Consider the following 25,502-nt stretch of genomic DNA (forward strand, 5'->3'; position numbering starts at 1 on the left):
AAGGCGTACATGAAACTCACATCCTATTCCAATTTCGCTCTGCGTTCGTTGCAGTTGGCGGCGCTTAAGGCGCCGAACCGCATCCGCGTAGACGATGTCGTGCGCGTGCACGGGCTGGCCCGACCGCATATCGTGAAGATCGTGCACGAATTGGGCCGCGCCGGTTATCTGGAAACCACGCGGGGTCGGGGTGGTGGGTTCCGGCTGGCCAAACCGGCCGAGGACATCGTCATCGGCGATGTCATTCGCCTGACCGAAGGGCCACTGGACGTGGTCGAGTGTTTCAATCCTGAAAAAAATACCTGTCCGCTGATCGGAATATGCAAGCTGTCACAGGCGATTCAAAAAGCGACCCGGGCGTTCATGGCGGTGCTCGATGATCTGACCCTCGCCGACATCGCCGCAAACCGGGGTGAGTTGCTAAACCGCATCGCGCCGATCGAGGAGGGCATCGTGGCACCCATGCGCAAGGCAAGATGACGATCACCGACTGGACCGAGCGTTTCCACGGCACCAGCCGCCTTCCCAAACCGGTACGGGAAAGGTTGCGGACAGCCGCCCGAATCCTGAGTTTCCCGAAGGGTGCCCAGGTATTCGGGCCCGACAATGTGCCCGACAGCCTGCTCTTTCTGTATCACGGCAGGGTCCGGGTCTCTCAAAGGTCGGATTCCGGGCGCGAGATTGTGTTGTATCGAGTCGAGGCCGGTGAAAGCTGTGTACTGACCACAGCCTGCATGTTGGCCGAAGAAGCTTATAATGCAGAAGGTATTGCCGAGACCGATGTCGTTGCCGTGGTTCTGCCGAAGCTCTCGTTTGATCGTCTGGCCTCGGAAGAGGATGCCTTTCGCCAGTTTGTCTTCGAGGCCTATTCGCGCCGATTGATCGATCTGTTGCGGGTGGTGGATGATGTGGCCTTCGGGCATCTGGACGTGCGCTTGGCCGAGCGTCTTCTTGTCTTGGCCGAGGGGGGCGATGAAATCCGGGCCACCCATCAACAGCTTGCCAGCGAGCTGGGCACTGCGCGCGAAGTCATCACGCGGATTTTGCAGGATTTCCAGAAGCGCGAGATGATCAGCCAATCGCGCGGACGGATCACTTTGACCGACAAGCCTGCATTGGAAAGACAGGCTCAGGGCGTCTGAAAATTGCCAAAGGGTTGCGGGTTTCGTGACTTTGTCACTGAACTGGTGCTTTGAAAGTTATATTTGCATTTCAACTTTAGATTCGCGCCCAAGGTGTCGAGGCCCTGAACAGAATCTCGGTTGCGGGCGGACCAAAACCCAGGAGACGGAAATGGATGACCGCAAAAACATCCCGAAGCTCGGCGGCATTGCCCTTGCGGCGCTTGCCGCTGCGGCGGTCGGTGCGCTCGGCACCTGTTTTCTGCGGCACGATGCACCCGGCCGCCAGGCTGGAAGGGCCGGCAGCCCGATGCGGCATCGCCACACAGCGGAAGGGCAAGGCCATGACGACGTGAACACGCCGGGATTGCGCGGCCGAAATGCGACGCCCGAGGAAACAGCCAAACTGGCAGCGATGTTCCGCAACTTCGATCCCATCACGCGAAATGTCGAAAACCTGCCGGACGGCATCCGTACCGTCACCCGGTCACCGGATACCCGGGTCATGGCGGCCGTTCACGAAATGATGTTGACGCGCGGCTGACAAAGGCTCGACTCGCGCCCAAGAGGAGGCACGAATATGAACGATCAGAAGTCCATTGACACGCACAACCAAAGGATGACAGACGCGATCGCGACGCCGATTGGCGCCTATCCTGTTGACCAAAGCGTCAAGCCCGAGGTTCAGGGGTTCTATGACGAGGCGACGGCGACGATCAGCTATATCGTCAAGGACCCGACGTCGAACGCCTGCGCGATCATCGACAGCGTGATGGACATCGACTATGCGGCCGGCAGGATCACGTTCGACCATGCCGACCTGCTGATCGTCGAGATCGAAAAGCAGGGTCTGAAGCTGGAATGGATCATCGAAACGCATGCGCATGCGGATCATTTGTCGGCGGCGCCCTACATCCAGCAGAAGCTGGGCGGCATGATCGGCATCGGCGAGAACATCAAGATCGTGCAGGAGGTGTTCGGCAAGATCTTCAACGAAGGCACCGAGTTCCAGCGCGACGGCAGCCAGTTCGATGCGCTGTTCACCGATGGCATGACCTACAAGATCGGCAACATGACCGCCTTTGCCATGCACACGCCGGGCCACACGCCGGCCTGCATGGTGCATGTCATGGGCGATGTGGCTTTTGTGGGTGACACGCTGTTCATGCCCGATGGCGGCTCGGCCCGGGCCGATTTCCCGGGCGGGGATGCCGGCACGCTGTATGACTCGATCCAGAAGGTGCTGAGCCTGCCTGACGAGACGCGCCTGTTCATGTGTCACGACTATGGCCCCAACGGGCGGGACATCCGCTGGGAAACCACCGTGGCCGAGGAGAAGGCGCACAACATCCATGTGGGCGGCGGCAAGAGTCGGGACGAGTTCATCAAGATGCGCACCGAGCGTGACGCGACGCTGGCCATGCCGACACTGATCATCCCGTCGATCCAGGTCAACATCCGCGCGGGCGACGTCCCGACCGATCAGGATGGGAATCAGATGCTCAAAGTTCCCGTCAACAAACTCTGATCTGCGGAGGCAACATGGATATTAGGAAAATATCAGACGCACTGTCGGTCTCGCCGCAGATCACGCCGGGCGACATGGAAACCGTCAAGGCGGCGGGGTTTCGGGCGATCATCTGCAACCGGCCCGATGGCGAAGGTGCCGATCAGCCCAGCTTTGACGAGATCGAGGCTGCGGCCCGGAAACATGGCCTTGAGGCGCGCTATGTCCCGGTACAGAGCGGGATGGTCAAGGATGATGACTCGCAGGCATTTGGCCGTACCCTGACCGAGTTGCCGGGCCCGGTTCTGGCCTATTGCCGGACGGGCACGCGCTCGGCCACGTTGTGGTCGCTGCACGAGGCAGCGCACAAGCGGCCCGTCTCCGAGATTCTGACGGCCACCAAGGTCGCCGGTTACGACATGAGCGGCGTCGCCCGCCGAATCGCCAATGGCGGCAAGACCCCGACCGACACGGGGGATGCGTCCTTTGACGTGGTGATCGTAGGCGGCGGCGCCGGGGGCATCGCCACCGCGGCCAGCCTGCATGCGCGCAAATCCGACTTGTCGATCGCCATCATCGACCCGTCCGACGTGCATTATTATCAACCCGGTTGGACCCTGGTGGGCGGCGGCGTATTCACGCCCGAACAGACGGCCAAGACGATGGGTTCGCTGATCCCGAGGGGAGTCAAATGGATCAAGGCCGCTGTGGCCGCGTTCGAGCCGCAGAACAACGCCGTGATTCTGGATGGTTGCCGGGTCGTCAAATACGACCGTCTGGTGGTGTCTCCGGGGCTCAAGCTGGACTGGGGCGCGGTTGAGGGGCTGGAGGAAACGCTGGGCCGTAACGGGGTGACCTCGAACTATCGCTATGACCTGGCGCCTTATACCTGGCAGTTGGTCGAAGGGCTGAAGGCGGGCCGCGCGCTGTTCACCCAACCGCCGATGCCGATCAAATGTGCCGGCGCGCCGCAGAAGGCGATGTATCTGTCGGGCGATGCGTGGGTCCGGCGCGGGGTTCTGAAGGATATCGACATCCAGTTCATGAACGCGGGCGGGGTGCTGTTCGGGGTAAAGGACTATGTCCCGGCGCTGATGGAGTACGTCAGGAAATACGACGCCACGCTGAATTTCTTTCACAATCTGGTTTCAGTGGACGGTCCCGCGAAAACGGCCACGTTCACGGTGGCCAAACCCGATGAGCAGCCCGAGCAGGTGACGGTCGAGTTCGACATGATGCATGTCTGCCCGCCGCAGGTGGCGCCGGACTTCATCCGGGTCTCGCCGCTGGCCGATGCGGCGGGTTGGGTCGATGTCGATCAGGCGACGCTGCGGCACAAGAGCTTTGACAACATCTGGTCTCTGGGCGACGTGATGAACGCCCCAAACGCCAAAACCGCGGCCGCCGCGCGCAAGCAGGCGCCGACCTTGGCCGACAACATCCTGGCCGATATCGAAGGGCGCTCGCCGGTGGCGGCCTATGACGGCTATGGCTCGTGCCCGCTGACGGTGGAGCGCGGCAAGATCGTGCTGGCCGAGTTCGGGTATGGCGGTGTTCTGAAACCCAGTTTCCCAAAATTCCTGATCGACGGCACCAGACCCAGCCGCGCGGCCTGGTTCCTCAAGGAAAAGCTGCTGCCACCGGTCTATTGGTCGGCAATGCTGAAGGGCAAGGAATGGATGGCCAAGCCCGAACCGTTGAAAGTCGCGGCTGAATAAGCCGCCCACCCCCGAAACCGACGCAAGTTCTGTCCTGTCTTCGCGCAAGTCAGGCCTTGATCTGGCGGTCAGAGCCATCTCGTGCTGACCGCCGCCTTTTCAGGACGAAACCCCATGCAGAGCCTTTATCGTTACCTTCCCATTCTCGACTGGGGCCGCCGGTATGATCGGGCGGCGCTGTCGAACGACCTGATCGCCGCAGTGATCGTCACGATCATGCTGATCCCGCAATCGCTGGCCTATGCGCTGCTGGCGGGGCTGCCGCCCGAGGCGGGGATCTATGCCTCTATCGTGCCGATCATCCTCTATGCGGTTTTTGGAACCAGTCGGGCGCTGGCGGTGGGGCCGGTGGCGGTGGTGTCGCTGCTGACGGCAAGCGCCGTGGGGCAGGTGGCCGAGCAGGGCACCGCCGGATATGCGGTGGCGGCGCTGACACTGGCCTTTCTGTCAGGCGGGTTCCTGGTGTTGCTGGGCGTGTTCCGGCTGGGCTTTCTGGCCAACTTCCTGTCGCATCCGGTAATTGCGGGCTTCATCACCGCATCGGGCATCCTGATCGCCACCAGCCAGCTCAAGCACATCCTGGGGGTCAGCGCGCATGGGCATACTCTGCCCGAGATGCTGGGATCGATCGTTGAGAATCTCGGCCAGACCAACGGGATCGCCCTGGTGATCGGCGTGCTGGCAACGGCCTTCCTGTTCTGGGTGCGCAAGAACCTCAAACCCGCGCTGCGACGCATTGGGGTGCCACCGCTGCTGGCGGATGTGCTGACCAAGGCCGGGCCAGTGGCGGCCGTTGTGGCAACCACCGTTGCGGTCTGGGCCTTCGGGCTGGACGCGCGGGGTGTCAAGATCGTCGGCGAGGTGCCTCAGAGCCTGCCGCCGCTGACCCTGCCGGGACTGTCTTCGGACCTGATCGGCGCGCTGCTGGTGCCCGCCATACTGATCTCGATCATCGGCTTCGTCGAAAGTATTTCAGTTGCGCAGACGCTGGCCGCCAAGAAATGCCAGCGTATTGACCCGGATCAGGAACTGATCGGCCTTGGGGCGGCCAATCTGGGCGCCGCGTTCTCCGGGGGATACCCCGTTACGGGGGGATTCGCACGATCGGTGGTCAATTTCGATGCGGGCGCCGAAACCCCTGCGGCCGGTGCCTTCACCGCCATCGGGTTGGCGATAGCCGCGCTGTTCCTGACCCCGCTAGTCTACTTCCTGCCCAAGGCAACGCTGGCTGCTACGATCATCGTGGCGGTGCTCAGCCTGGTGGATTTCTCGATCCTGAAAAAGACCTGGGGCTATTCGCGGGCCGATTTTGCCGCCGTGGCCGCCACCATCCTGCTGACCCTGCTGGCCGGGGTCGAGACCGGCGTGGCCAGCGGTGTGGCGATCTCGATCCTGCTGCATCTGTACAAGACCTCGCGCCCGCATGTGGCCGAGCTGGGGCTGGTGCCGGGCACCCAGCACTTCCGCAACATCCTGCGCCACAAGGTCGAGACCGACCCCACGCTGGTCACGCTGAGGGTGGATGAAAGCCTGTACTTTGTGAACGCCCGCTTCCTCGAGGATCTGATCCAGTCGCGCGTGACCGAAGGCTGCGAGATCTGCAACGTGGTTCTGATGTTCTCAGCGGTGAACGAGGTCGACTTTTCGGCGCTGGAAAGCCTCGAGGCGATCAATGACCGCCTGCGCGACATGGGCGTCGGTCTGCATCTGAGCGAGGTCAAAGGCCCGGTCATGGACAGGCTGAAACAGTCCCACTTCCTCGACGACCTGAACGGCAAGGTCTTTCTGTCACAGTATGACGCGTGGAAATCCCTGACCGACCGCGAACCGGTGCGCGCGGCGGAATAGCCCTGTCAGATCAGTTCTTCATGGGCCTTGCGCGCGATGGTTTCGATGACCTGGCGACCGGAGCGGCCCACCATGGAATATTCCCACCGCCCATCCTGCCAGAACACGATGCCCAAATCCCCGTCGCGCCGGTATTGAAACGAGGTTCGAGCTGGGTCCGTGGTCAGATTGGCAAACAGGCTGAGGCGGTCGCCGGATTCGTTTTCGTACAGGAAGAAGGCCGCCGGGCCTTGGCCCAGTGGCAGCAGCCGACCTCCGATCAGCCGGTAGCCGGTCTCTCCCAGTTCCGGCGCGATCACCGGCGCGCCCAGCCGGTTGCTGAGCCAGGTTTGCAGATGCTCGCGCTCATCGGCGAACACCTCGACCGGGTGCAGAACCTCGGGTGAATAAAGGGCGTGTGCCGCTGCCGCCTGAATTGGTGCCTGCGCCATCAATTTCTCGGGCTTGACAGAATCCCGCGACAGGAGCAGGCCACTGCCCAGACCCAAGGCAAAGATCGCCACCGCTGCGGCCAGCCGCCCTAATACACCGTGACTGGTGCCCTCGCGCGCCCTGTGCATCAGCCGGTCCAGTTGCGCGGGATCGGGCTGCGGCACCGAGATGCGCATTATTCCCGCCTGCCGGATCATTGCCGCCAGCCGCGCTCGGTCGGCGGGATGTGCGGCAAGGTGCCGGTCCAGACGGTCCTGCTGAGATGGCGACAACTGGCCGTCGACTGCGGCCTGAATCAGAGTGTCCATGTTCGGTTCGGTCGTCATGTCATGCTCCGCAATCGTGATTTGCCCGCCTGTTCTTCCGGGGCTTGCAGCCGTGTCCGGGCCCGGGACAACCGAGACATGACGGTGCCCTGCGGGACGCCCAGCAATCGGGCGGTCTCGGCATAGGTCAACCCCGCGATGGTGACCGCCAGCAGAACAAGTTTCTGATCCTCCGGCAAGGCGTCGATCCGACGCCACAGCCAGCGCAGTTCCAATCGCTCTTCGGCGGTCGCCCCGGGCGAGACCAGTTGATCCAACGCCCGAGGATCGGTTTCGGGACGGATCGCAGCGCGCCGCCGGTCATTGCGAAAACAATTAAGCAGGATTTTCATCGCCCAGGGCTTGACCGGGTGGCCCGGCCATCTGAGCCCCTTTTTTCGGATCGCGCGCAAGACCGCATCCTGCACCAGATCGTCGGCCAGGTCGCGATTCTGGGTCAGTGAAAACGCAAATCGCCACAGATCGGGCAAGGCGTCTTCGAGTTGCTGGTCGAATGTCCGTGTCATCGTCTAAGCCAAAGGCGGCCCGGTCGGACCGCCCCCTGGCGCCGCAATCAGGGCCGCGCGGTATGCCACACGCCCTTAACGCCGTCGCCGGTCATTTCTCCGGGTTGCTTGTCCTTGATCCACAGATACAGCGGTTGGCCCTTGTAGGCGACCTGCATTGTTCCATCGTCGCGCTGGATCAACGAATAGTTCTTGGGCAGTTCGGTTCCCGCGGCTGCGGTCAGCGGCGGCCAGTTCACTGCGCATTGATCATAGCAGTAGGACTTGCCCGTTTCGTCTTTGTCGAACGTATAAAGAGTCATCTTGTCGGCATCCATCAAAATAGTCTGATCGCCCAGTTTCCCGGTCAGGACCGGGGCGTCGCCAGCTGCGGCGGCGGTTGCAAGGGCGCATGCCATCAGGGTGGATGCGGTCAGCGCAAAAGAAGTGCGGGTCATTCGGGTGTTCCTCCGTGTCGGGCGTCTGCATCATCGCAGACATGACACTTACACGCAGGCGATCGGGTTTATTCCCCCGGGCTTGAATTTTATTCGCGCCCGGCAGGGTCATGCGTGCCGCGCCAAATGCCGGTTGATTGGACAAAGACATCGGGAAGTGGATGTCGCGTCGCTGCGGAGCGATCGGAACATCGTTGATGCCGCGCCCGGATCGCCCAGCAACATTGCGACAGCAGGACCGGTGATATACCGGCCAAAGTCGGCGACTCTCACGCCGGTCACCGGAAGATCGGAGAACGGCTTGCGCGTGGTTCCTCTGGGAAGTTGTTGCACCCGGATGCCTACAGGATTTATTGACCGGCCAGCATCCAGCCTGCGGCCTTTTCTGCAATCATGATCGTGGGCGAATTGGTGTTTCCACTGGTGATCTCTGGCATGATCGAGGCATCAACGACGCGCAGCCCAATCACCCCCTTCATGCGCAAATGCGAATCGAGAACGGCGGTTTCATCATCCTCTCGGCCCATCTTGATCGTACCAACCGGGTGAAAGATCGTGCTGGCGATGTCGCCTGCCAAACGGGCCAGTTCCTCGTCGGTTTGATACTGAATGCCCGGCTTGAACTCTTCCGGCTCGTAAGCTTCCATCGCGGGCTGAGACATGATCTCGCGTACCTGCCGCAAACTTTGAGCGGCAACCCTGCGATCTTCGTCTGTGTCGAGATAATTGGGGGTAATCTGGGGCGGCTGACGGAAATCCGAAGACGCGATGCGGACATGCCCGCGGCTGGTCGGATTCAGATTGCAGACGCTGACGGTGATGGCGGGGAAATCATGCAGGTCTTCGCCAAACGCCTCAAGGCTCAGCGGCTGGACGTGGTATTCGAGGTTGGCGTGTGGTCTTGCCGGATCAGACCGGGTGAAAGCCCCCAACTGGCTGGGCGACATGCTCATCGGGCCAGAGCGCTTCAGCACATATTCCAGTCCGATCTTGGCCTTGCCTATCAGCGAATTGGCCAGGGTGTTCAGCGTCTTGGTGCCCTTGACCTTGTAGACCGCGCGAATTTGCAGGTGATCCTGTAGGTTCTCGCCCACACAGGGCGCATCCATAACGACATCAATTCCGTGCTTTTTCAGAAGCGCCGCCGGGCCGATCCCCGACAGTTGCAGGATTTGCGGCGAGTTCACGGCGCCCGCAGACAAAACCACCTCCTTTGAGACCTCGACCGCAACGGGCTGTCCTTTGTGGCAGACAACTGCCCCGGAACAATGCAACCGACCGGTCTCGCCTGTTTCGAAAGTCAGTTTCTCAACCTGCGCCTCGGTCCAGATCGTCAGGTTCGGGCGCGACTTGGCGGGACGCAGAAATGCCTTGGAGGTATTCCAACGCCAGCCAGAACGCTGGTTGACGTCGAAATAGCCAACCCCGACATTGTCGCCGGTGTTGAAATCATCGGTCTTGGGGATGCCGTATTCGACCGCGGCTTCGGCAAAACTGTCCAGAACATCCCAGCGCAGTCGCTGTTTTTCCACCCGCCATTCGCCGCCATGCCCGTGCAGATCGGAAAACCGGCTGTTGTCGCCGGTGCGCGGATCGGCGCCGTCATCCAACCGGTAGTGGTTCTCATGAGCCTTGAAGTCGGCCAGCGCGTTTTCCCAGTTCCATGCCTCTTCACCGGTGAGCTTGGCCCAGTTGTCATAGTCACGGGCCTGGCCCCGCATATAGATCATCCCGTTGATTGAGGAACACCCGCCCAGCGCTTTCCCGCGCGGGTAAAGCAGGCTGCGCCCGTTCAGCCCCTTAGCGGGTTCGGTTTTGTACATCCAGTCTGCGCGCGGGTTGCCGATGCAATAGAGATAGCCAACCGGAATGTGTATCCAAGGATAGGTATCGGGCTTGCCCGCCTCAAGCAGCAAAACCCGGTTCCCTGGATCGGTGCTCAGCCTGTTGGCCATCAGGCACCCGGCCGAACCGCCGCCAATCACAATATAGTCGTACCTGTTTGCGCCATCAGACATCTTTGTCTTCCACCTGTTCTGTCTTTTCGTTGCCAGTTGTGCGCCAGAGGGAACAAGGTATGCTGTTCTCTTGCAGGCTGCACGATTATGCGGCACGTTTTCTCCGCCACAAGCCAACAATGTGGTTCACGCCCCCTCCCGGAACGCTGGTTTTACCGATCTCTGCGGGAGCGGCAGGCAAAAAGCTAATGACAATTTACACAATACCATATTAGTAAATTTTATATGGACCGGTTTTCGAGCATTAACACCATCCTGACCTTCGTGACGGTGGCCCGGGAAGGCAGTGTTTCACGCGCAGCCGAGGTGCTGAACCTGACACAGCCGGCCATCAGCCATCAAATCAAGCGTCTTTCCGAAGATACGGGGCTTACTTTGTTCAACCGAACCGCTACCGGGTTGCAGATCACTCATGACGGCACTGCGGTATTAGCGAAGGCTCAACACGTCCTCGATGCAGTCAGTGATTTCCAACGCAGCGCCCGCCTGCGCGTTGGGCGCTTGAGTGGAAAACTGACGATCGGTACGATCGTCGATCCGGAGTTCATCCGGTTGGGGCGTCTGTTGGCGAATTTGCGCGCAGAGCATCCTGATGTTGAAACCGAACTGAAGCACGGGGTCAGCGGAGATATTTTGACATGGCTCAAGCGGGGTCGGGTTGATGCCGGGTTTTACTTGTGTGGGCCCGATGACCTATCCAGCATCGGGTCGGACGGAGACGATCCGGTGCATGTCATCAAGTTGGCCGAATTCACGTATCGCGTGATCGGACCGGCTGGCTGGCAGAAGCAGGTGGAAGAGTCCGACTGGTCTTCGCTTGCAGCCCTTCCTTGGATCGGCACGCCCGAAGCCTCTGTTCACCATCGCCTTCTGGCCAAAGTTTTCGAACGTCACGCCTGCCGCCCGAATGTGGTTGCGCTGGTGGATCAAGAAGCTTCGATGCTTGAAATGGTCAGGTCCGGCATTGGCCTGAGCCTCTGCCGCGAGTCCATCGCGCTGCATCAAAAGCAATCCTTCGGGCTTGCCGTCTGCAATTCCGTGTCTGTTCCTGCGTGTCTGAGTTTCGCGGCATTGGAACGTCGCAAAGACAACCCGATGATAGCCGAGACATTTGACCTGTTGCTCCGGTCCTGGTGATCGCGTCTGGGAGGTTGCAAAATACTTCTGAGGCGTGTTGCAAATTGCCATCCGGCGCGTTCTGCGCATGGTACGGCGGGCGGCGCTATAAACCTGGTCGGCCCCAAGTGCCATGTTCTGCACAGACAGCAAGTGAGCACAGGACAACTTATTGCATAGTGGGGTGGGTTTCAAACAATGGGTGGTGACGATATCTTCCCGGCTGCTGCGAAGACCATGCATGGTGCAACCGTGCCGCCTTCGTTTTTTGTCGCGTTCCACGCCAAAAACATTGGGAAAGACGTTCAGACAACCTATGATCTGATCCCGGGCGACGACAAGAAACGACACTGGGTCGAGGACGGCGATACGTGACGCTTCATCGGCTGTAACCTCTTTGGCGAGCACCCCGAAACGAAGGCCGAGTTCTGCAACCCGCACATAAGATGACGGCAAAGCTCATACGGGAACGGTCAAGCGATCCTGTAATTGACCAACCAAAATGGCAGAGGTCGCGGACTGACTCTGCCTTGTCAGTTTATCTGCCAAAGAACTCAACCACCGCATCCGACGATGCTTTTACCGCCTCGGGTTTGTAGTAGAAGTCCACGTGCGAGAACTGATCAAATGCCAGTTCCTCGTGCTTATTCGTTAGCTTTCCGACAAATTGCGTTGAGCAAGGGGCGGTGAAGGCCGTACTGCTGTAGATGGTCAGGGATGGCTGCACGATCTTGTCGGCTTAGACTTCTCCGATGGAAAACAGAGACTGCATGCCCCGACCGCCGATGAGCATGTTGGTATAGGTCGGAACCGCCTTCGGCGCTTTGACCCGGATCGTGACTTCGTCGATCAATTGAAGGAAGCCTTGCGGCGCTGCATTGGGGTGATTACGGAAGAGACGGCCATCGGACTGAATCGGATGGTCATCTCAGAATTGATCCGCGACCTTGACCGGCCCCGGCAATTCTTCACTGAAACCGCGACACTTGATTACCCAATAACCAGGCTGTTCAGCGAAGCCGTGGATGTGGGCGTTATCCGAAAGGCTGATCCGGTTTTTGCAACCAACCAGCTATTGGCGCTGGTAAAGAACTTCTTTTTCTGGCCAGAGTTCTTCCTCGGTAAAAACCCGACGCCCAAAGATGTTTTGGACGATTGCGTCGCGATGTTCCTGGCGCACTACAAAGCAGACGTTTGACGCGTGATCGCGAACGCCCGCTTTGTACCGCGAAATGCACCTTCGAAAGGTTCAGGACTTTGCACCTGCGGCCAAAGTCCGGTCTGGCGGGCGCCGCAGAAGCGATGACCGGTCTGGGCCGCCCATATCGATGCGTCATAGAACCAAAAGGTCGTGGTCATGCGTTGCATCTTGAACGACGATTAATCGCTTGAATTCGCCCCGCTTTCGAAGTTCACCCTTTCATCCAGCGTTTTCAGAAGCCTGTTCAAGTCTTTGGCTTCTGCCGAGGTTAGTCCGCGCAAAAGGCGATGCTGTGTGTCGACATGATCGACGACGGCTTTCTCGATCGTCGCAAATCCGGCTTCTGTCAAACGGATCAGAAATCCGCGTTTGTCTTCAGGGTTTGGCACCCTCTCGACGAGGCCGTGTTTGACGAGTTGATCGATGCGATTGGTCATTGTTCCCGAGGTCACCATGGTCAGATCCAGCAATGCTCCAGGGGATAAGCCATCGGGTTTTCCGGATCTGCGCAGGGTCGCCAGGACATCAAAGCTGGCGGCGTTCAACCCATGAGCCTTCCAGGTTCTTTTCATTTCGCCCCGAAGCTTGGAAGTCAATCGTGACAGCCGACCGATGATTTCCATCGGTCCGACATCAAGGTCGGGCCGGGCCTTGTTCCATTGGGCAATGATGCGGTCTACGTGGTCCATGAAACTATATTGCGAAGTTATTTCTTGACGTCAAGATAAATGGATATATCTTGACCTCAAGATAATGGAGATCCGCGATGAGACATCTCGACATTGCACTAACAGCCATTGCGCCGCTGGTTTGGGGCAGCACCTACTTTGTGACGACGGAATTCCTTCCTTCAGGGTATCCGGTGACGATGGCCGCCCTGCGCGCTCTGCCTGCCGGCCTTCTGCTGCTGGTAATGGCGCCGCGCTTGCCGAAAGGAATTTGGTGGCTGCGCATTTTCGTTCTCGGCGCGCTCAACTTCACGCTTTTCTGGGCCTTTCTGTTTATCGCAGCCTATAGGCTGCCAGGAGGGGTCGCGGCGACAGTCGGTGCGATACAGCCTCTGATCGTCGTGTTCCTGGCCGCGCTGCTGCTTGGGACAGCGATCAGAGCGTCGGCCGTGATGGCTGCCTTGATCGGCATCTTTGGTGTCGGGCTGCTTGTCCTAGGGTCAGGTATAAGGCTTGATCCCATCGGTTTGATTGCCGGAGTTTGCGGGGCGGCCTCGATGGCGGCAGGCACGGTCTTGACTCGGAAATGGCAACCTCCGGTGCCGCTGCTTACCTTCACCGCCTGGCAACTGACCGCCGGCGGTCTGTTGCTGGTGCTTCTGGCCGTCTTCATCGAGCCGCCGCTTCCAACACTGGATGCACGGAACCTCTCAGGCATCCTCTACCTAGCGCTCATCGGGGCTGCGCTCACCTATATCCTGTGGTTTCGCGGTATCTCACGGATAGAGCCAGGGGCCGTCTCGGCGCTTGGTTTTCTCAGCCCGCTCGCCGCCGTTCTGATCGGTTGGGCATTGCTGGGTCAGGCGCTGACACAGATGCAAATCGCCGGCGCCGCGCTTGTCTTTGCAGCAATCTGGGTTGGTCAAAGAGCGGCGCGTACCCGCCCATCTGAGCTTTTGAAAAGCTCCATCCGCCACCCATTGTAAAGGAGAACTCCGATGAAACTCATTGTATTTGGTGCCACCGGCAATGTCGGTTCTCGCGTCGTAACGGAAGCGCTTGCTCGCGGGCATCTCGTAACCGCAGCTATTCGAAACGAGGCAGCGATTGCCAAGCTGCCCGAGGGTGTCAGACCGGTCATCGCGGATGCGACAGATCCCGCAACCCTCGTCGCAGCCATGGAGTCTCAGGACCTTGCGATCAGCGCGTTGCGCTCTGCGCCCGGGCGCGAAGGCGAGATCGTGGCTCTGACACGTTCGATCCTAAATGCTGCTTCACGCACGGGTCTTCGGGTGATCATCGTTGGCGGCGCCGCGCGCCTGCATCTGCCAAACGGCAGTCCGCATACGGTTCTGTCAGATCCGGATTTCTTGCCTGACAACATCGTTCCAACAGCCCGCGCATCGATGGCGCAATGGGAGCTCTGCGCCTCTGAAACATCGGCAAATTGGACTTATGCCAGCCCTCCAGCCCTTTTGCAGCCCGGCCCACGCCTGGGCGCGTTCAGAACCGGCACCGACACGCTGCTGGTCGATGAACTGGGCAATTCGGAGATATCGATGGAAGACTTTGCCGTTGCGCTGGTAGACGAGGCACAATCAGCCAATTTCCAGTGTGCTGCGTTCACGGTCGGTTACTAGCACTTGTTCAAGAGCGCCAGGGAAAGGCAGACCGGCCAGCCGACCAGCAGGCCGGGCAGGGACCAGCGGGAGCGGGTCAGGCCAGATAAACCGTTTCACCGGTTTCAATTGCCTGTTGTGCCGCTTGCCCCATCCTGACAGCCCAGAGGCCGTCCTTCAAACTTACATCCGGTTTTGCTGTTTCGCCACGAAGCACGGCCAGGAACCCTTTGTGCTGATAATAGGTCGACCCATTGTGATCCCCTGCCGCCAAAAGGGTGGGGTCGACCGGAACGTCCATTGATACCGGACCTTTGGGGTTGCGCGGGCTCAGGATCACCTGCGGCAGCGGCGGGGCACCCAAATGGTCGGGCCAGAATCGTCCGGGTCCGGGAACAAACGCCTCGATCTTGGCGTCCGGTCCGACGGCCGATATTTCTTCTTGGTAGCGTGCGCCTTCGGCAAACATGCAAAGTTCCAACATCGCGCGCGCGCCCGAAGCAAAGTCGACCAGAACATAGCCGTGATCCAGAATATCCGGGGTTTGACCGTCGTAACTTTCGTCCAGATGGTTCACCGCCTGCCCGCCACTTGCCGTGATGCGCACCGGATCGGATCGCAATATCAGACGCATCAAGTCGAAGAAGTGGCAGCATTTCTCGACGAAAGTACCGCCAGTATTTCGGTTGAACCGGTTCCAGTTGCCGACCTTGTCGAGGAAGGGAAAACGATGCTCGCGGATCGACAGCATTTTCACCCCACCTGTCGCCTCGGCCTTGTCGATCAAAGCAGCGATAGGGGGCATATACCGGTATTCCATCGCAACCCAAATCGGGCAGGGGTAGTCGCGCTGCAACTGCTCGAGCCGGGGCGCGTCCTGCGGGTCGGTGAACAATGGTTTTTCTACCAGAAGCGGCAGAGGACGTGTTTCAGCGATTTCGCAGATCTGGTCCACATGAAGATGGTTCGGGCTGACAATGACGACGCAGTCCAGTTCCTCTACCGCCAGAAGCTGTTGCACGGAACCTGCCATGGTTGCAGTCGGCGCAATTGCCTTGGCGGCTTTTGCCATCTCCTGATCGGGTTCAAAGATCGCAGCCACACTGGTACCTTCCAGCAATCCGATATTGTGCAGGTGCTCTTGCCCCATCATTCCGCATCCAATCAGCCCGTAATTGATGGTCCGGGTCATGTGCGATTCCTTCTACTTCAGACGTTGAACGTAGTTGGCCCGATCCGGGTCGAACCAGGTTTTTGAGAATTCGACGGGTTCGGCGCTTTCCGACCAGCTGAACCGCTCGATGTAACCGACTGCTTGGCCGGCTGGCTTGGTGAAGTCAGAAGGTGTCCAGTCCGGTAGAGGCCGGACCGAAACCCTGTCTTCGGCTCTTGCGATCCAAAAGCCCAACTGGCGCTGATAATAGCGATAGAGCGAGTCGGACAGCAGGCTCTGGTCGATCAGGCCCGCTGATTCGTCCAGCCAGATTTCTTCGACAGCGATGATTGTATCATTCAGGTAGCGCATCCTCCGGACACGCGAACCGGCGTCAGAAGCACCGAATTTTGGCAGACCAACCGGCTTTTTCAGATGGTCAACCGACAGGATATCCGCACGAGGCAGGCCACCCCCTTCGGGCAGTTCCAGCCTAAACATTGCATAGACGCTGCTTTGCGTACCGGTCTCGCGTATGTAGTTCCCCGAGCCTTGGATTCGCTCCAACATCCCCTTTTTTTCTAGCTCTGAGAGCGATTTTCGCAGCGTCCCAACCGAGACATTCAGCTCTGCGGCCATCTCGCGCTCGGGCGGCAATCGTTCACCGTTAATAAGGCGACCAGCCGCGATGTCACGGATCAGAAGTTCCGCGATCTGAATATATACCGGCAGGGCATTGGGGTTTCGGTTGGATGCAGGCACGGCAGACGCTTCACTCGGTCGCAGGAAAAATTGATACACTATTGATCTACATCAAAGCGATTGCTACGCAAGAGGAAAGTCAAAGATGTACGGAGCGTGAATCAAATGAGCATCGTCCCCATCACATCCCCCGATCTGGATGCGGCCGAAGTTTCGTGGTTCGCTGCCCTGTGTTCCGATGATTACCAGTTCCTTGGCGTTCCCGACGGTGACCTGCGGTCGAGTTGGAAGCATTGCTCGAACATTGTGAAAGAGGCCGAAGCGCAGGGTTTTCGCAACATCCTCTGCCCGTCCTCCTATCAGGTCGGTCAAGACACGCTGAGCTTTGTCGCCGGCTGCGCTCCGATCACCGACCGGATCAACCTGCTGGCCGCCGTACGCTGTGGCGAGATGCAACCGATCATGCTGGCCCGCACCATCGCAACGCTGGACCACATGCTGAAGGGGCGTTTGACGGTCAACATCATCTCATCCGACTTTCCCGGTGAGAAGGCCGACAGCGCGTTCCGCTATCAGCGCTCGCGCGAAGTGGTGGAGATTCTGAAACAGGCCTGGACGCAGGATGAGATCAATCATGCAGGCGAGGTCTACAACTTCTCGGGTCTGACCACCGACCCGGCCAAGCCATATCAGACCGGCGGCCCGCTGCTTTATTTCGGCGGCTATTCTCCCTCTGCCCTGGACCTGTGCGGCGAGCATTGTGACGTCTACCTGATGTGGCCTGAAACCAAGGATCAACTGGCTGAACGGATGAAGGCCGTTCACGCCGTCGCTGAAAACTACGACCGCACGCTGGATTACGGGTTGCGTGTCCATATGATCGTTCGCGATACCGAGGCTGAAGCACAGGAATACGCGGATTACATCGTCTCGAAGCTGGACGACGAATATGGTCGCGCCATCCGCGAACGGGCGCTGGATTCGACCTCGCTGGGGGTGGCGCATCAGGCCAGAAACCGCGATCTGGCGGATGAATACGGCTATGTCGAACCCGGTCTCTGGACCGGTGTTGGCCGGGCACGGTCTGGTTGCGGTGCCGCTCTGGTCGGATCGACGGATCAGGTTATGTCGAAGATCGAGGAATACCAGAAGATGGGCATCCGCGCTTTCATCTTCTCGGGCTACCCGCATCTGGACGAAGCCCGCCATTTAGGCGCCCGCGTGTTGCCGAACCTGAAAACCTGTTCCCTTCCCGAAGCTTACGGAAGGGTTCCCAAAACGACCCCGGCCACACCGCTGGGCAACGGAGAACGCCGCTGATGCAACGTGTGAAACTATCTGACTCGCTGGAGATGAGCCGCCTTGTCTATGGCATGTGGCGGTTGGGCGATGACAGTGACACGTCCGCGGGCCATGTCGAGGCCAAGATTCAGACCTGTCTGGATCAGGGTATCACCACCTTCGATCAGGCCGACATCTATGGCGGCTACCAGGCCGAGGCCGTGCTGGGTGCCGCCCTGCGCGCCAATCCAAACCTGCGTCAGAAGATGGAGATCGTCACCAAATGCGACATCGTCGCGCCGGTTGGCCGTTACGCGGATGCGAAGGTAAAATACTACGACACCTCGCGCGCCCACATTCTGAAATCGGTCGACACGTCGCTGTCGGAAATGGCGATTGACCACATCGATCTGCTGTTAATCCACCGCCCGGATCCAATGATGGATCACCATGAAACCGGTGCAGCGCTGGATGAGGTGGTTGCCAGTGGCAAGGTCGGCGCGGTTGGTGTGTCCAACTTCCGCCCTTGGGATTGGTCGTTGCTGCAATCGGCGATGAATACGCCGTTGGTCACCAACCAGATCGAAATTTCTCTGGGTCAGATCAGCCCATTCACCAACGGTGATTTGGCCTTTCACCAACAGCATGGCCATCCGTTGATGGCATGGTCGCCGCTGGGTGGAGGCTTGTTGATGGCCGGAAACCCGCCGGTTGGGGTCGTTGCCGATGAAATCGCAGCCGGGTTCGGCGTAGATCGCGCCGCCGTCGCTGTGGCGTTCCTGCTGGCCCACCCGGCCAACATCCTGCCGGTTCTGGGCACCAACAATCTGGACCGGATCAAACGCGCCTCGGACGCATTGAAAGTCAAACTGGATCGCGAAAGCTGGTTCCGCCTGTACGAGGCGGCACTGGGGCACGAGGTACCATGATGAACGCAATCTCAAAGGACATGACTCGCACCTTCATTCCACATAAGGACGACACACGTACTCTGCGCGACGCCTTCGGCCGCTTTGCAACCGGTGTCACCATCGTGACCTGCAACAGCGCGGACGGTCCGGTCTGCATCACCGCCAACAGCTTTTCGTCCTTGTCGCTTGACCCACCGCTGATCATGTGGGCCGGAGACCGCAACTCGCGTCGCTTCCCCTATTTCCACAAGGCCCGCCATTTCAGCGTGCATGTGCTGTCGTCGGACCAGGCCGAGCTGTGCTTCGGCTGCTCGAAAGACGCATTTGCACTGCGGGACATCAGCCACGAGCGCTGTGAGAATGGGACGCCGGTGTTGGCGGATTGCCTTGCGCGGTTCGAATGCGAACAGCACGCGTATCACGATGCAGGCGATCACGTTATTGTGGTTGGAAAGGTTCTCAAGGCCAGCATGTCGGATGGAGACGCGCTGACATTTTATGCCGGGAAACTCGGCCAATTCGCGAAAGTCTAAGCGCGATTTGATGACCGTGGGGGACACCCACGGCTGACCAAGGGAGGATCCGCATGGGCGGACTGGCATCGGTGCTTGCACCGATTGCATTCGTGAACGAAACCGTGCTGCGTCTGGGCCGGGCGTTTGGTGTTGTTGCGATTGCGCTCATGGTGATCGCAATCTTGATCCAGGTGTTTTTCCGATACGTTCTGGGCAATGCGCTGCCGTGGCCGGATGAGGCCGCGCGGTTCTGCATGTTGTGGATGACCGGTCTAATGGCGCCCACCGCCTTTCGGCGTGGCGGCTTTGTGGCCATAGACATGCTGGAACGCTTCCTTCCCCGTATCATCGGTCAAACGCTGAATCTGTTCCTGCTTTTGCTCTCGTTCGCCGTCCTGCTGGTCGCGGTCAATATCGGCTGGTCCGAGGTTACCGGCTTTGGCGGAAAATTCGCCACTGCCGCGCTGTATTTGCCTACCTCTTTCGGGTTCGATGAATGGTATCGCATTCCGCGCAGTTGGATGATGGCATCGCTGCTGGTGGGGATCATCCTGCTGATCTCGGTGAATATCGAGCTGATCCTGCGATCCTTCATCACCTTGCTGGGCGGCGGCCACCTGTTGCCTGAAATTCCTGATGCGGCAGTGGGGGCCGAATAAGTGCTGATCTGGTTCCTGCCCACCTTCCTGATTTTCCTGCTGATCGGCCTGCCGGTCTTTTTCGCTTTGCTGGCGGCGCCCGGTATCCTGCTCTGGCTGAACGGCCAGACGAACGACATCACGTTGCTGTATCGCAATGTCTATAACGGCATGGACAGCTTCCCTCTGATGGCGATCCCCTTCTTCATGCTGGCCGGAGAGCTCATGAACCGAGGCGGCATCACCATCCGCCTTGTCGAGTTTTCGCAGGCTCTGATGGGTCATCTGCGCGGTGGTCTGGCGCATGTGAACGTGCTGAGTTCGATCCTGTTTGCGGGCCTCTCGGGGTCCGCCGTGGCGGACACCTCGGCGCTAGGGTCGATGCTGATCCCGGCGATGGAGAAACAGGGCTATACCCGGAAATTCGCCGCCGCGATCACGGCGGCAAGTTCCGTGATCGGGCCGATCATTCCGCCCTCGGGCATCATGATCATCTACGCCTATGTGATGGGCGAAAGCGTGGCCGCGTTGTTCCTTGCGGGGATCGTGCCGGGCGTGATGGTCGGTGTCGGTCTGATGCTGATGATCAAACTGATGGCCGACCGCTATGACTTCCCCGTCGCCAGCCGCAAATACACATGGCCCGAGCGGCGTCAGGCCAGTTTGAAGGCCTTTTTCCCATTGATGACACCGGTCATCATTCTGGGCGGTATTCTGGGTGGTATCTTCACACCGACCGAGGCTGCGGCAGTCGCCGTGGGCTATGCCTTCATCATCGGGTTCTTCATCCTGCGGACATTGACATGGAAAGAGGTCCCCGAGGTGCTCAGCAATGCAGGCATGACTTCAGCCGTTGTTCTGCTGCTGGTTGGTGCTGCGATGGCGTTCAAGACGGTCGTCAGCCTCAGCCATGCGCCGGAACAACTGGCCTCGCTGATCCTCAGCCTGTCAGAAAACCCGCTGATCCTTTTGTTCCTGATCAACCTGCTGCTGTTCATCGTCGGCATGTTCCTGGACGCAGGCCCCGCGATCATCATCCTTGGACCAATCCTTGGACCGATCTTCACCAGTCTCGGCGTCGACCCGATCCATTTCGCCATCATCATGAGCGTCAACCTGACCGTCGGCCTCGCCACCCCGCCAATGGGCCTTGTGCTGTTCGTGGCCGCCGCCGTATCGCGCGAACGGGTTGAAACCATCGCCAAGGCGATCCTGCCGTTCCTGGCGGTCGAAATCATCGTGATTTTCCTGATCACCTACATACCCGCACTATCCATGACGATCCCGAGGATAACGGGATTTGCCAACTAACTGAGTTCCACAGGGAGGAAACGCATGCTCAGAGAATTCATCAAAACCGCAGCGGTGGCCACATCGCTGGTGACGGCGTCCGCCATGGCTGCGACAGCCGCCGATTATACGCTGCGCGCAACCGCAAATTCGAACGAAAACGATGAGGATTATGACGGGCTGATCGTCTTCAAGAACTATGTCGAATCTGCCTCGAACGGCGCGATCGAGGTCGAACTGTTCATCGGCACACAGCTCTGCTCGAACGGTGCCGAATGCTTGCAGGGCGTGGCAGACGGCACCATCGACATCTACATCTCGACCTCGGGCGGTGCCTCAGGCATCTTTCCTTACGTGCAGGTTCTGGACCTGCCTTATCTGATGGCCGATGACCGCATTGCCGAGCATGTCCTGTCGGGCGATTTCACCCGCACAATGCGCGACATGGCGCTTGAGGACTCGGGCGGCGCGATCCGTCTGATGACCATCGGCAACACCGGCGGCTGGCGCAACTTCGCCAACACACAGCGCCGCATTGCCGAGCCCGCGGATATGGAAGGTCTGAAAATCCGCACCGTCGTCGCCGACCTGCCGCAGGAACTGGTCAAGGCGCTGGGTGCGTCGCCCACCCCGATCCCGTGGCCGGAACTGTTCACCAGCTTCCAGACCGGTGTCGTTGAAGGATCCAAGAACGGCATCACCGACATCATGGGCATGAAATTCCCGGATGCGGGCCTGCAATACGTAACGCTGGACGGCCACGCCTATATGGGCGCATTGTGGTGGATGAACAACGCCAAGTTCCAGGAGATGCCCGAGGATCTGCGCCGCGTCGTGGTCGACGGGTTCTATGCCCTGCAACAGGCCACTTTCGCCTCCCCCAAGCGCAAGTCGATCCAAGCCTATGAAGATTTCGTCGCCGGGGGCGGAGACCTCTATGTGCTGACACCCGATCAGAAGGCTGCGTTCAAAGAGGCCGCAACGCCAGTCTATGATTGGTTCCAGTCCAACGTTGCGCGTGGCGACGAGATCTTTGCTGCACTGACCGAGGCGGTCGCGGCGGCTGAGGCGGACGTCAACGCCGCTCGTGATGCGGATCTGAAGTGAACGGTTGGGCCGGGCTTTGCGGCCTGGCCCTCACCGAAACGGGTACATCCACCCTTTGTAGTCGTTGACCAGAACATGCGCCTTTTTAATCTGCTGCGGCGACATTTTCTTGACCACTTCCTCAAGGCTGATCGCCGCGTCGGGGTCGCCGCCAATGGCGCTGAGCGTGTACCACATATACGCACGCACCAGATCGGGCGCGGGCATGCCCAGACCCAATTCATAGTACCAGCCAACGCCCGATTGCGCCCCCGGATGCCCCTTCATCGAGGCGCGCAGATACCATTCAAAGGCCCGTTCGTAATCCTGCTCGACTCCCAAACCCAGCCCGTACATCACGCCGATCAACTCTTCAGCCTCGGCGTTGCCCGAGCGCGCGGCTGGAAGAAGTTCCTCGCGCGCGGCTGCAAACTGTCCGGCTTCCATCATATCGCGGGCTTGTTCCAGTTCAGACAGAGCCGGAGACGCAAATACGCAAAGGGCAAAAACAAGCTGGCGCATGGGATCGTTGCCTTCTTCTGGGTCGGGGCCGCTGTAGCACAGGATTTGCCGCGCCCGCTGACCGATGATGACTTTATCCCCTTTGATATGAAACAGGCCGCCATCGGTCATCAACTGTTTTACGACCCGATCCTGTCAGGCAACCGCAACATCGCCTGCGCCCATTGTCACCACCCGGATTTCGGCACTTCGGACGGGTTGTCGCTGGGCATAGGAGAAGGCGGGCAGGGGTTGGGGCCGGACCGCACACCCGGCACCGGGGCCGACAGAATACGCAAACGCATCCCTCGCAACTCTCCGGGCCTGTGGAATCTTGGGGCCAAGGACATACACACCGTCTTTCACGACGGCAGGCTGAGCATTTCCGACGTCTACGGCAACGGCTTCAATTCCCCGGCGCAGGAGTGGCTGCCCGAGGGCCTGAACTCCCTGCTGGCGGCACAGGCTCTGTTCCCCCTGACCTCACAATTCGAGATGGCGGGCAATGTGGCCGAAAATGAAGTCACAGGCGCGGTGCACGATCGTATCGACAAGGGCTGGCCCATTCTGGCGAAACGCGTCCGCACCGATCCTCGCTATGGTCCGGCCATCGTCGCCGCCTTTGATGAGGTCGAGACGACCGAGGACATCATGATCACGCAAGTCGCCAACGCTCTGGCCGCTTTCATGGCGATCGAGTGGCGTAGCACTGACAGCCCGTTTGACCACTATCTTGCGGGCGACATGAATGCCCTTTCACCTGCGCAAATCGAGGGGATGAGGCTGTTCTACGGAAAAGCCCGCTGCTCCGCCTGCCACCGCGGATCGCTCATGTCAGATCAGAAGTTCCATGCACTGGGCTTGCCACCCTTTGGGCCGGGTCGCACCCGGCAGTGGGATCCCTTCGTCCGGGATGTCGGCCGCATGGGTGAAAGCAACCGCCTTGAGGATGCCTACAGGTTCCGTACCCCTATGCTACGCAATGTTGCCCTGACCGCGCCTTACGGTCACAATGGCGCTTTCCCCGATCTTGAAAGCGTCATTCGCCATCATTTGGATCCGCAGGCCAGCCTGGACAAATGGACCCCTCAAATGGCTGCCTTACCCAAGGTGCCATGGTTGCAAAAAACGGATTTTCTGGTTTGGCAGGACCAATATGAAATGGCACGTCAACGCAAGAAAATTGATATTGATCCGATCCAGCTTGCGGAATTGGAAATCGAAAACCTGATTGCTTTTCTGCATTCGTTGACAGGTCGCAGCGTAGACTCTCCGATATTCGGTGTGCCGAAAGGATTTACTCCTTAGGGTCAGGATGCATTGATTTTCAAAGCGCTGCATGATTCACGGTTCGAAAAACGGAGCGGTGATATGAGCGACCTTTTCTGGCTGACTGACGAGCAGATGGCCAAACTTTCCCCTTTCTTCCCGCGGTCGCATGGCAAGCCACGGGGCGATGACAAGAGGGTGCTGAGCGGGATTATCTTCATCAATCGCAATGGGTTGCGGTGGCGTGTCGCTCCCAAAGAATACGGACCGCACAAGACGCTTTATAGCCGGTGGAAGCGTTGGAGTGAGAAAGGTATCTTCGCTCGGATGATGGTCGGCTTGGCAGCCGAACACGGCGAGGAAAAGACCGTGATGATCGACGCGACCTATCTGAAAGCACATCGTACCGCGACCAGCATGGCCGCGAAAAAGGGGGGGCGTGGCCGTCTGATTCACTGCACGGCAGGCGCATCCGAAGGATGCTGCCGAGAGGGGGCCGAACCAAGGGCGGCATGAATACCAAACTGCATGCTATCTGTGACAGCCAAGGGCGACCGATCAGCCTTTTTGTCACCGCTGGCCAAGTCAGTGACCACATCGGTGCGCGAGCGCTACTGAGCAGTATTCCAGATGTCGACTGGCTGCTCGGGGATCGTGGCTATGATGCAGACTGGTTCCGAGATGCGTTAAAAGACAAAGGGATACGCGCCTGCATCCCAGGTCGAAAGCAACGCAAGACAACCGTGAAGTATGACAAGCGCCGATACAAACGGCGCAACCGTATTGAGATCATGTTTGGTAGGCTCAAGGACTGGAGGCGCGTAGCGACACGTTATGATCGCTGTCCCAAAGTCTTCCTCTCCGCAATCGCACTCACAGCAACCGTCATCTATTGGTTTTGAATCCTGACCCTAGGTCCGTTTCGAACCGATCCTCAACGGCATTATCCGTCCCGGTATGTCGACCTCGCCAGATTGGTATCGCTTGGGGTGTCCTCACACTCGACTCTTAATCTGCCTCACTCCACAAGGATTTTGAGACGCAAACTTGTATTGCCCTCCTTCCGAGGCCCACGCATAAGCGTGGGTTTTCGTTTTTCTGGATGTAAGCTTGACTTGGGTTGTGTATTTGACAGCAACGACAGAAATGTGATCCGCGCCGGAAGCCGGGCTTTGCACAGTGCGCGTATCTGCGCGCCGTCGGATAAATTAAGCTGAAGACCGTGGCCAAGCGTTCGCAATTTACGACCCCAATGATGGGCTGAGCCGCAAACCTCCAATGCCAGCCACTCAGCGTAGGACCGTCTATCATAAATGGGAGTGACTTGGTGCGCTTGATTTCCTTATTAAGGATCCGCCGCTCGGTGGCTAAAACGCAGTGTACCTGAAAAACGTCCTTAGCCAGATCCAGACCTACATTTCTTCTCCGTAATTGGATGGCTCCTCTCTTTGCAGTCGATAACAACTGCACTTTGGCGCGTTCGATGCCGACGAAGGAGGAACTATCCACCTCATCCGGTAAGGATCGATTACTTCAAAAAGAGCGTTTGAAGTAGCAGTAATTCAGACTGCGAGAAGTAACTTTTGTTGGCGGAAAGGTAAGTTAACTGGTCAAAAGGCAAAATATCTCTGCATTTGAC

General features: G+C 59.0%; 26 protein-coding genes and 1 pseudogene. 19 read left to right on the top strand and 8 right to left on the bottom strand.

Annotation, left to right across the window (positions count from 1 at the left end):
* Positions 1 to 9: 9 nt before the first annotated feature.
* The 6 genes from ACR0I0_RS09220 to ACR0I0_RS09245 all read left to right on the top strand — a co-directional run bounded on the left by ACR0I0_RS09220 (position 10) and on the right by ACR0I0_RS09245 (position 6,194).
* Positions 10 to 480: an Rrf2 family transcriptional regulator gene (locus ACR0I0_RS09220; RefSeq protein WP_171638354.1), complete on the top strand. Its 471-nt coding sequence runs from the start codon at positions 10 to 12 to the stop codon at positions 478 to 480.
* The gene (locus ACR0I0_RS09225; protein ID WP_209833742.1) at positions 477 to 1,142 is read left to right on the top strand and encodes a Crp/Fnr family transcriptional regulator; all 666 of its coding nucleotides are present in this window, start codon (positions 477 to 479) and stop codon (positions 1,140 to 1,142) included. Before ACR0I0_RS09220 ends, ACR0I0_RS09225 begins: the two co-directional genes overlap by 4 nt.
* Positions 1,143 to 1,293: 151 nt before the next feature.
* Entirely contained in the window at positions 1,294 to 1,665 is a 372-nt protein-coding gene (locus ACR0I0_RS09230; protein WP_480491100.1) for a hypothetical protein, read from the top strand.
* A gap of 99 nt (positions 1,666 to 1,764) precedes the next feature.
* Entirely contained in the window at positions 1,765 to 2,649 is an 885-nt protein-coding gene (locus ACR0I0_RS09235) for an MBL fold metallo-hydrolase (RefSeq protein ID WP_480491354.1), read from the top strand.
* 14 nt (positions 2,650 to 2,663) lie between these two features.
* The gene (locus tag ACR0I0_RS09240; RefSeq protein ID WP_171723847.1) at positions 2,664 to 4,346 is read left to right on the top strand and encodes a bifunctional protein tyrosine phosphatase family protein/NAD(P)/FAD-dependent oxidoreductase; all 1,683 of its coding nucleotides are present in this window, start codon (positions 2,664 to 2,666) and stop codon (positions 4,344 to 4,346) included.
* A gap of 114 nt (positions 4,347 to 4,460) precedes the next feature.
* Positions 4,461 to 6,194, top strand: coding sequence for a SulP family inorganic anion transporter (locus ACR0I0_RS09245; RefSeq protein WP_480491102.1), 1,734 nt, complete (start codon positions 4,461 to 4,463; stop codon positions 6,192 to 6,194).
* A 5-nt stretch (positions 6,195 to 6,199) separates the two neighbouring features.
* Here the strand turns inward: ACR0I0_RS09245 and ACR0I0_RS09250 are convergent, their stop codons facing one another.
* The 4 genes from ACR0I0_RS09250 to ACR0I0_RS09265 all read right to left on the bottom strand — a co-directional run bounded on the left by ACR0I0_RS09250 (position 6,200) and on the right by ACR0I0_RS09265 (position 9,913).
* Positions 6,200 to 6,952, bottom strand: a complete 753-nt coding sequence (locus ACR0I0_RS09250) for an anti-sigma factor family protein (RefSeq protein ID WP_480491104.1) — start codon at positions 6,950 to 6,952, stop codon at positions 6,200 to 6,202.
* A complete protein-coding gene (locus ACR0I0_RS09255; RefSeq protein WP_480491106.1) occupies positions 6,949 to 7,458 on the bottom strand; it encodes an RNA polymerase sigma factor in 510 nt (169 codons plus the stop codon). Before ACR0I0_RS09255 ends, ACR0I0_RS09250 begins: the two co-directional genes overlap by 4 nt.
* Before the next feature lie 47 nt (positions 7,459 to 7,505).
* A complete protein-coding gene (locus ACR0I0_RS09260; RefSeq protein WP_480491108.1) occupies positions 7,506 to 7,895 on the bottom strand; it encodes a COG4315 family predicted lipoprotein in 390 nt (129 codons plus the stop codon).
* Between the two features lie 350 nt (positions 7,896 to 8,245).
* Positions 8,246 to 9,913 (bottom strand): GMC family oxidoreductase, encoded by a 1,668-nt coding sequence (locus ACR0I0_RS09265; protein ID WP_480491109.1) that lies wholly within the window; start codon positions 9,911 to 9,913, stop codon positions 8,246 to 8,248.
* Between the two features lie 225 nt (positions 9,914 to 10,138).
* Here ACR0I0_RS09265 and ACR0I0_RS09270 point away from each other — a divergent pair, with 225 nt between their 5' ends.
* The 3 genes from ACR0I0_RS09270 to ACR0I0_RS09280 all read left to right on the top strand — a co-directional run bounded on the left by ACR0I0_RS09270 (position 10,139) and on the right by ACR0I0_RS09280 (position 12,227).
* Positions 10,139 to 11,050 (top strand): LysR family transcriptional regulator, encoded by a 912-nt coding sequence (locus ACR0I0_RS09270; protein WP_480491110.1) that lies wholly within the window; start codon positions 10,139 to 10,141, stop codon positions 11,048 to 11,050.
* 177 nt (positions 11,051 to 11,227) lie between these two features.
* Positions 11,228 to 11,404 carry a hypothetical protein gene (locus ACR0I0_RS09275; RefSeq protein WP_480491111.1) on the top strand — a complete coding sequence of 59 codons (177 nt, stop codon included), beginning with the start codon at positions 11,228 to 11,230 and terminating at the stop codon, positions 11,402 to 11,404.
* A 508-nt stretch (positions 11,405 to 11,912) separates the two neighbouring features.
* The gene (locus tag ACR0I0_RS09280; protein ID WP_480491356.1) at positions 11,913 to 12,227 is read left to right on the top strand and encodes a TetR/AcrR family transcriptional regulator C-terminal domain-containing protein; all 315 of its coding nucleotides are present in this window, start codon (positions 11,913 to 11,915) and stop codon (positions 12,225 to 12,227) included.
* Between the two features lie 182 nt (positions 12,228 to 12,409).
* Here ACR0I0_RS09280 and ACR0I0_RS09285 read toward each other — a convergent pair whose 3' ends face one another.
* Positions 12,410 to 12,919, bottom strand: a complete 510-nt coding sequence (locus ACR0I0_RS09285) for a MarR family winged helix-turn-helix transcriptional regulator (RefSeq protein WP_480491112.1) — start codon at positions 12,917 to 12,919, stop codon at positions 12,410 to 12,412.
* A gap of 77 nt (positions 12,920 to 12,996) precedes the next feature.
* Here ACR0I0_RS09285 and ACR0I0_RS09290 point away from each other — a divergent pair, with 77 nt between their 5' ends.
* Positions 12,997 to 13,884 carry an EamA family transporter gene (locus ACR0I0_RS09290; protein WP_171638380.1) on the top strand — a complete coding sequence of 296 codons (888 nt, stop codon included), beginning with the start codon at positions 12,997 to 12,999 and terminating at the stop codon, positions 13,882 to 13,884.
* A gap of 12 nt (positions 13,885 to 13,896) precedes the next feature.
* The gene (locus ACR0I0_RS09295; RefSeq protein WP_171638382.1) at positions 13,897 to 14,538 is read left to right on the top strand and encodes an NAD(P)-dependent oxidoreductase; all 642 of its coding nucleotides are present in this window, start codon (positions 13,897 to 13,899) and stop codon (positions 14,536 to 14,538) included.
* Between the two features lie 76 nt (positions 14,539 to 14,614).
* Here ACR0I0_RS09295 and ACR0I0_RS09300 read toward each other — a convergent pair whose 3' ends face one another.
* Both ACR0I0_RS09300 and ACR0I0_RS09305 read right to left on the bottom strand, forming a co-directional pair.
* A complete protein-coding gene (locus ACR0I0_RS09300; RefSeq protein ID WP_480491113.1) occupies positions 14,615 to 15,709 on the bottom strand; it encodes a Gfo/Idh/MocA family protein in 1,095 nt (364 codons plus the stop codon).
* 12 nt (positions 15,710 to 15,721) lie between these two features.
* On the bottom strand, positions 15,722 to 16,432 hold the full coding sequence (locus tag ACR0I0_RS09305) for a GntR family transcriptional regulator (RefSeq protein ID WP_480491115.1): 711 nt from the start codon (positions 16,430 to 16,432) through the stop codon (positions 15,722 to 15,724).
* A 105-nt stretch (positions 16,433 to 16,537) separates the two neighbouring features.
* Here ACR0I0_RS09305 and ACR0I0_RS09310 point away from each other — a divergent pair, with 105 nt between their 5' ends.
* From ACR0I0_RS09310 to ACR0I0_RS09335, 6 genes are read left to right on the top strand one after another with little or no spacing between them, the layout of a single operon-like run.
* Positions 16,538 to 17,692 (top strand): LLM class flavin-dependent oxidoreductase, encoded by a 1,155-nt coding sequence (locus ACR0I0_RS09310; RefSeq protein WP_480491116.1) that lies wholly within the window; start codon positions 16,538 to 16,540, stop codon positions 17,690 to 17,692.
* The gene (locus ACR0I0_RS09315) at positions 17,692 to 18,582 is read left to right on the top strand and encodes an aldo/keto reductase (protein WP_171638390.1); all 891 of its coding nucleotides are present in this window, start codon (positions 17,692 to 17,694) and stop codon (positions 18,580 to 18,582) included. Before ACR0I0_RS09310 ends, ACR0I0_RS09315 begins: the two co-directional genes overlap by 1 nt.
* Positions 18,579 to 19,097, top strand: a complete 519-nt coding sequence (locus ACR0I0_RS09320; RefSeq protein ID WP_171723835.1) for a flavin reductase family protein — start codon at positions 18,579 to 18,581, stop codon at positions 19,095 to 19,097. Before ACR0I0_RS09315 ends, ACR0I0_RS09320 begins: the two co-directional genes overlap by 4 nt.
* Before the next feature lie 53 nt (positions 19,098 to 19,150).
* On the top strand, positions 19,151 to 19,738 hold the full coding sequence (locus ACR0I0_RS09325) for a TRAP transporter small permease (RefSeq protein ID WP_171638394.1): 588 nt from the start codon (positions 19,151 to 19,153) through the stop codon (positions 19,736 to 19,738).
* Positions 19,739 to 21,028: a TRAP transporter large permease gene (locus tag ACR0I0_RS09330; RefSeq protein ID WP_152460165.1), complete on the top strand. Its 1,290-nt coding sequence runs from the start codon at positions 19,739 to 19,741 to the stop codon at positions 21,026 to 21,028.
* Positions 21,029 to 21,052: 24 nt separating this feature from the next.
* A complete protein-coding gene (locus ACR0I0_RS09335; protein ID WP_480491118.1) occupies positions 21,053 to 22,114 on the top strand; it encodes a TRAP transporter substrate-binding protein in 1,062 nt (353 codons plus the stop codon).
* Between the two features lie 30 nt (positions 22,115 to 22,144).
* Here ACR0I0_RS09335 and ACR0I0_RS09340 read toward each other — a convergent pair whose 3' ends face one another.
* Positions 22,145 to 22,615, bottom strand: coding sequence for a tetratricopeptide repeat protein (locus tag ACR0I0_RS09340; protein WP_480491358.1), 471 nt, complete (start codon positions 22,613 to 22,615; stop codon positions 22,145 to 22,147).
* Between the two features lie 87 nt (positions 22,616 to 22,702).
* Here ACR0I0_RS09340 and ACR0I0_RS09345 point away from each other — a divergent pair, with 87 nt between their 5' ends.
* Both ACR0I0_RS09345 and ACR0I0_RS09350 read left to right on the top strand, forming a co-directional pair.
* Positions 22,703 to 23,902, top strand: coding sequence for a cytochrome-c peroxidase (locus ACR0I0_RS09345; protein WP_480491120.1), 1,200 nt, complete (start codon positions 22,703 to 22,705; stop codon positions 23,900 to 23,902).
* Positions 23,903 to 23,965: 63 nt separating this feature from the next.
* Positions 23,966 to 24,765, top strand: a pseudogene (locus ACR0I0_RS09350) (IS5 family transposase).
* Positions 24,766 to 25,502: the final 737 nt, after the last annotated feature.

The sequence above is a fragment of the Ruegeria sp. AG6 genome (assembly GCF_056541565.1).

Coding starts and splice junctions, on each gene's coding strand:
- ACR0I0_RS09320 (WP_171723835.1), top strand. CDS start 18,579: ATGATGAACGCAATCTCAAAGGACATGACTCGCACCTTCATTCCACAT.
- ACR0I0_RS09220 (WP_171638354.1), top strand. CDS start 10: ATGAAACTCACATCCTATTCCAATTTCGCTCTGCGTTCGTTGCAGTTG.
- ACR0I0_RS09300 (WP_480491113.1), bottom strand. CDS start 15,709: ATGACCCGGACCATCAATTACGGGCTGATTGGATGCGGAATGATGGGG.
- ACR0I0_RS09250 (WP_480491104.1), bottom strand. CDS start 6,952: ATGACGACCGAACCGAACATGGACACTCTGATTCAGGCCGCAGTCGAC.
- ACR0I0_RS09265 (WP_480491109.1), bottom strand. CDS start 9,913: ATGTCTGATGGCGCAAACAGGTACGACTATATTGTGATTGGCGGCGGT.
- ACR0I0_RS09275 (WP_480491111.1), top strand. CDS start 11,228: ATGGGTGGTGACGATATCTTCCCGGCTGCTGCGAAGACCATGCATGGT.
- ACR0I0_RS09270 (WP_480491110.1), top strand. CDS start 10,139: ATGGACCGGTTTTCGAGCATTAACACCATCCTGACCTTCGTGACGGTG.
- ACR0I0_RS09240 (WP_171723847.1), top strand. CDS start 2,664: ATGGATATTAGGAAAATATCAGACGCACTGTCGGTCTCGCCGCAGATC.
- ACR0I0_RS09325 (WP_171638394.1), top strand. CDS start 19,151: ATGGGCGGACTGGCATCGGTGCTTGCACCGATTGCATTCGTGAACGAA.
- ACR0I0_RS09225 (WP_209833742.1), top strand. CDS start 477: ATGACGATCACCGACTGGACCGAGCGTTTCCACGGCACCAGCCGCCTT.
- ACR0I0_RS09230 (WP_480491100.1), top strand. CDS start 1,294: ATGGATGACCGCAAAAACATCCCGAAGCTCGGCGGCATTGCCCTTGCG.
- ACR0I0_RS09335 (WP_480491118.1), top strand. CDS start 21,053: ATGCTCAGAGAATTCATCAAAACCGCAGCGGTGGCCACATCGCTGGTG.
- ACR0I0_RS09295 (WP_171638382.1), top strand. CDS start 13,897: ATGAAACTCATTGTATTTGGTGCCACCGGCAATGTCGGTTCTCGCGTC.
- ACR0I0_RS09315 (WP_171638390.1), top strand. CDS start 17,692: ATGCAACGTGTGAAACTATCTGACTCGCTGGAGATGAGCCGCCTTGTC.
- ACR0I0_RS09340 (WP_480491358.1), bottom strand. CDS start 22,615: ATGCGCCAGCTTGTTTTTGCCCTTTGCGTATTTGCGTCTCCGGCTCTG.
- ACR0I0_RS09285 (WP_480491112.1), bottom strand. CDS start 12,919: ATGGACCACGTAGACCGCATCATTGCCCAATGGAACAAGGCCCGGCCC.
- ACR0I0_RS09290 (WP_171638380.1), top strand. CDS start 12,997: ATGAGACATCTCGACATTGCACTAACAGCCATTGCGCCGCTGGTTTGG.
- ACR0I0_RS09310 (WP_480491116.1), top strand. CDS start 16,538: ATGAGCATCGTCCCCATCACATCCCCCGATCTGGATGCGGCCGAAGTT.
- ACR0I0_RS09255 (WP_480491106.1), bottom strand. CDS start 7,458: ATGACACGGACATTCGACCAGCAACTCGAAGACGCCTTGCCCGATCTG.
- ACR0I0_RS09245 (WP_480491102.1), top strand. CDS start 4,461: ATGCAGAGCCTTTATCGTTACCTTCCCATTCTCGACTGGGGCCGCCGG.
- ACR0I0_RS09260 (WP_480491108.1), bottom strand. CDS start 7,895: ATGACCCGCACTTCTTTTGCGCTGACCGCATCCACCCTGATGGCATGC.
- ACR0I0_RS09345 (WP_480491120.1), top strand. CDS start 22,703: ATGAAACAGGCCGCCATCGGTCATCAACTGTTTTACGACCCGATCCTG.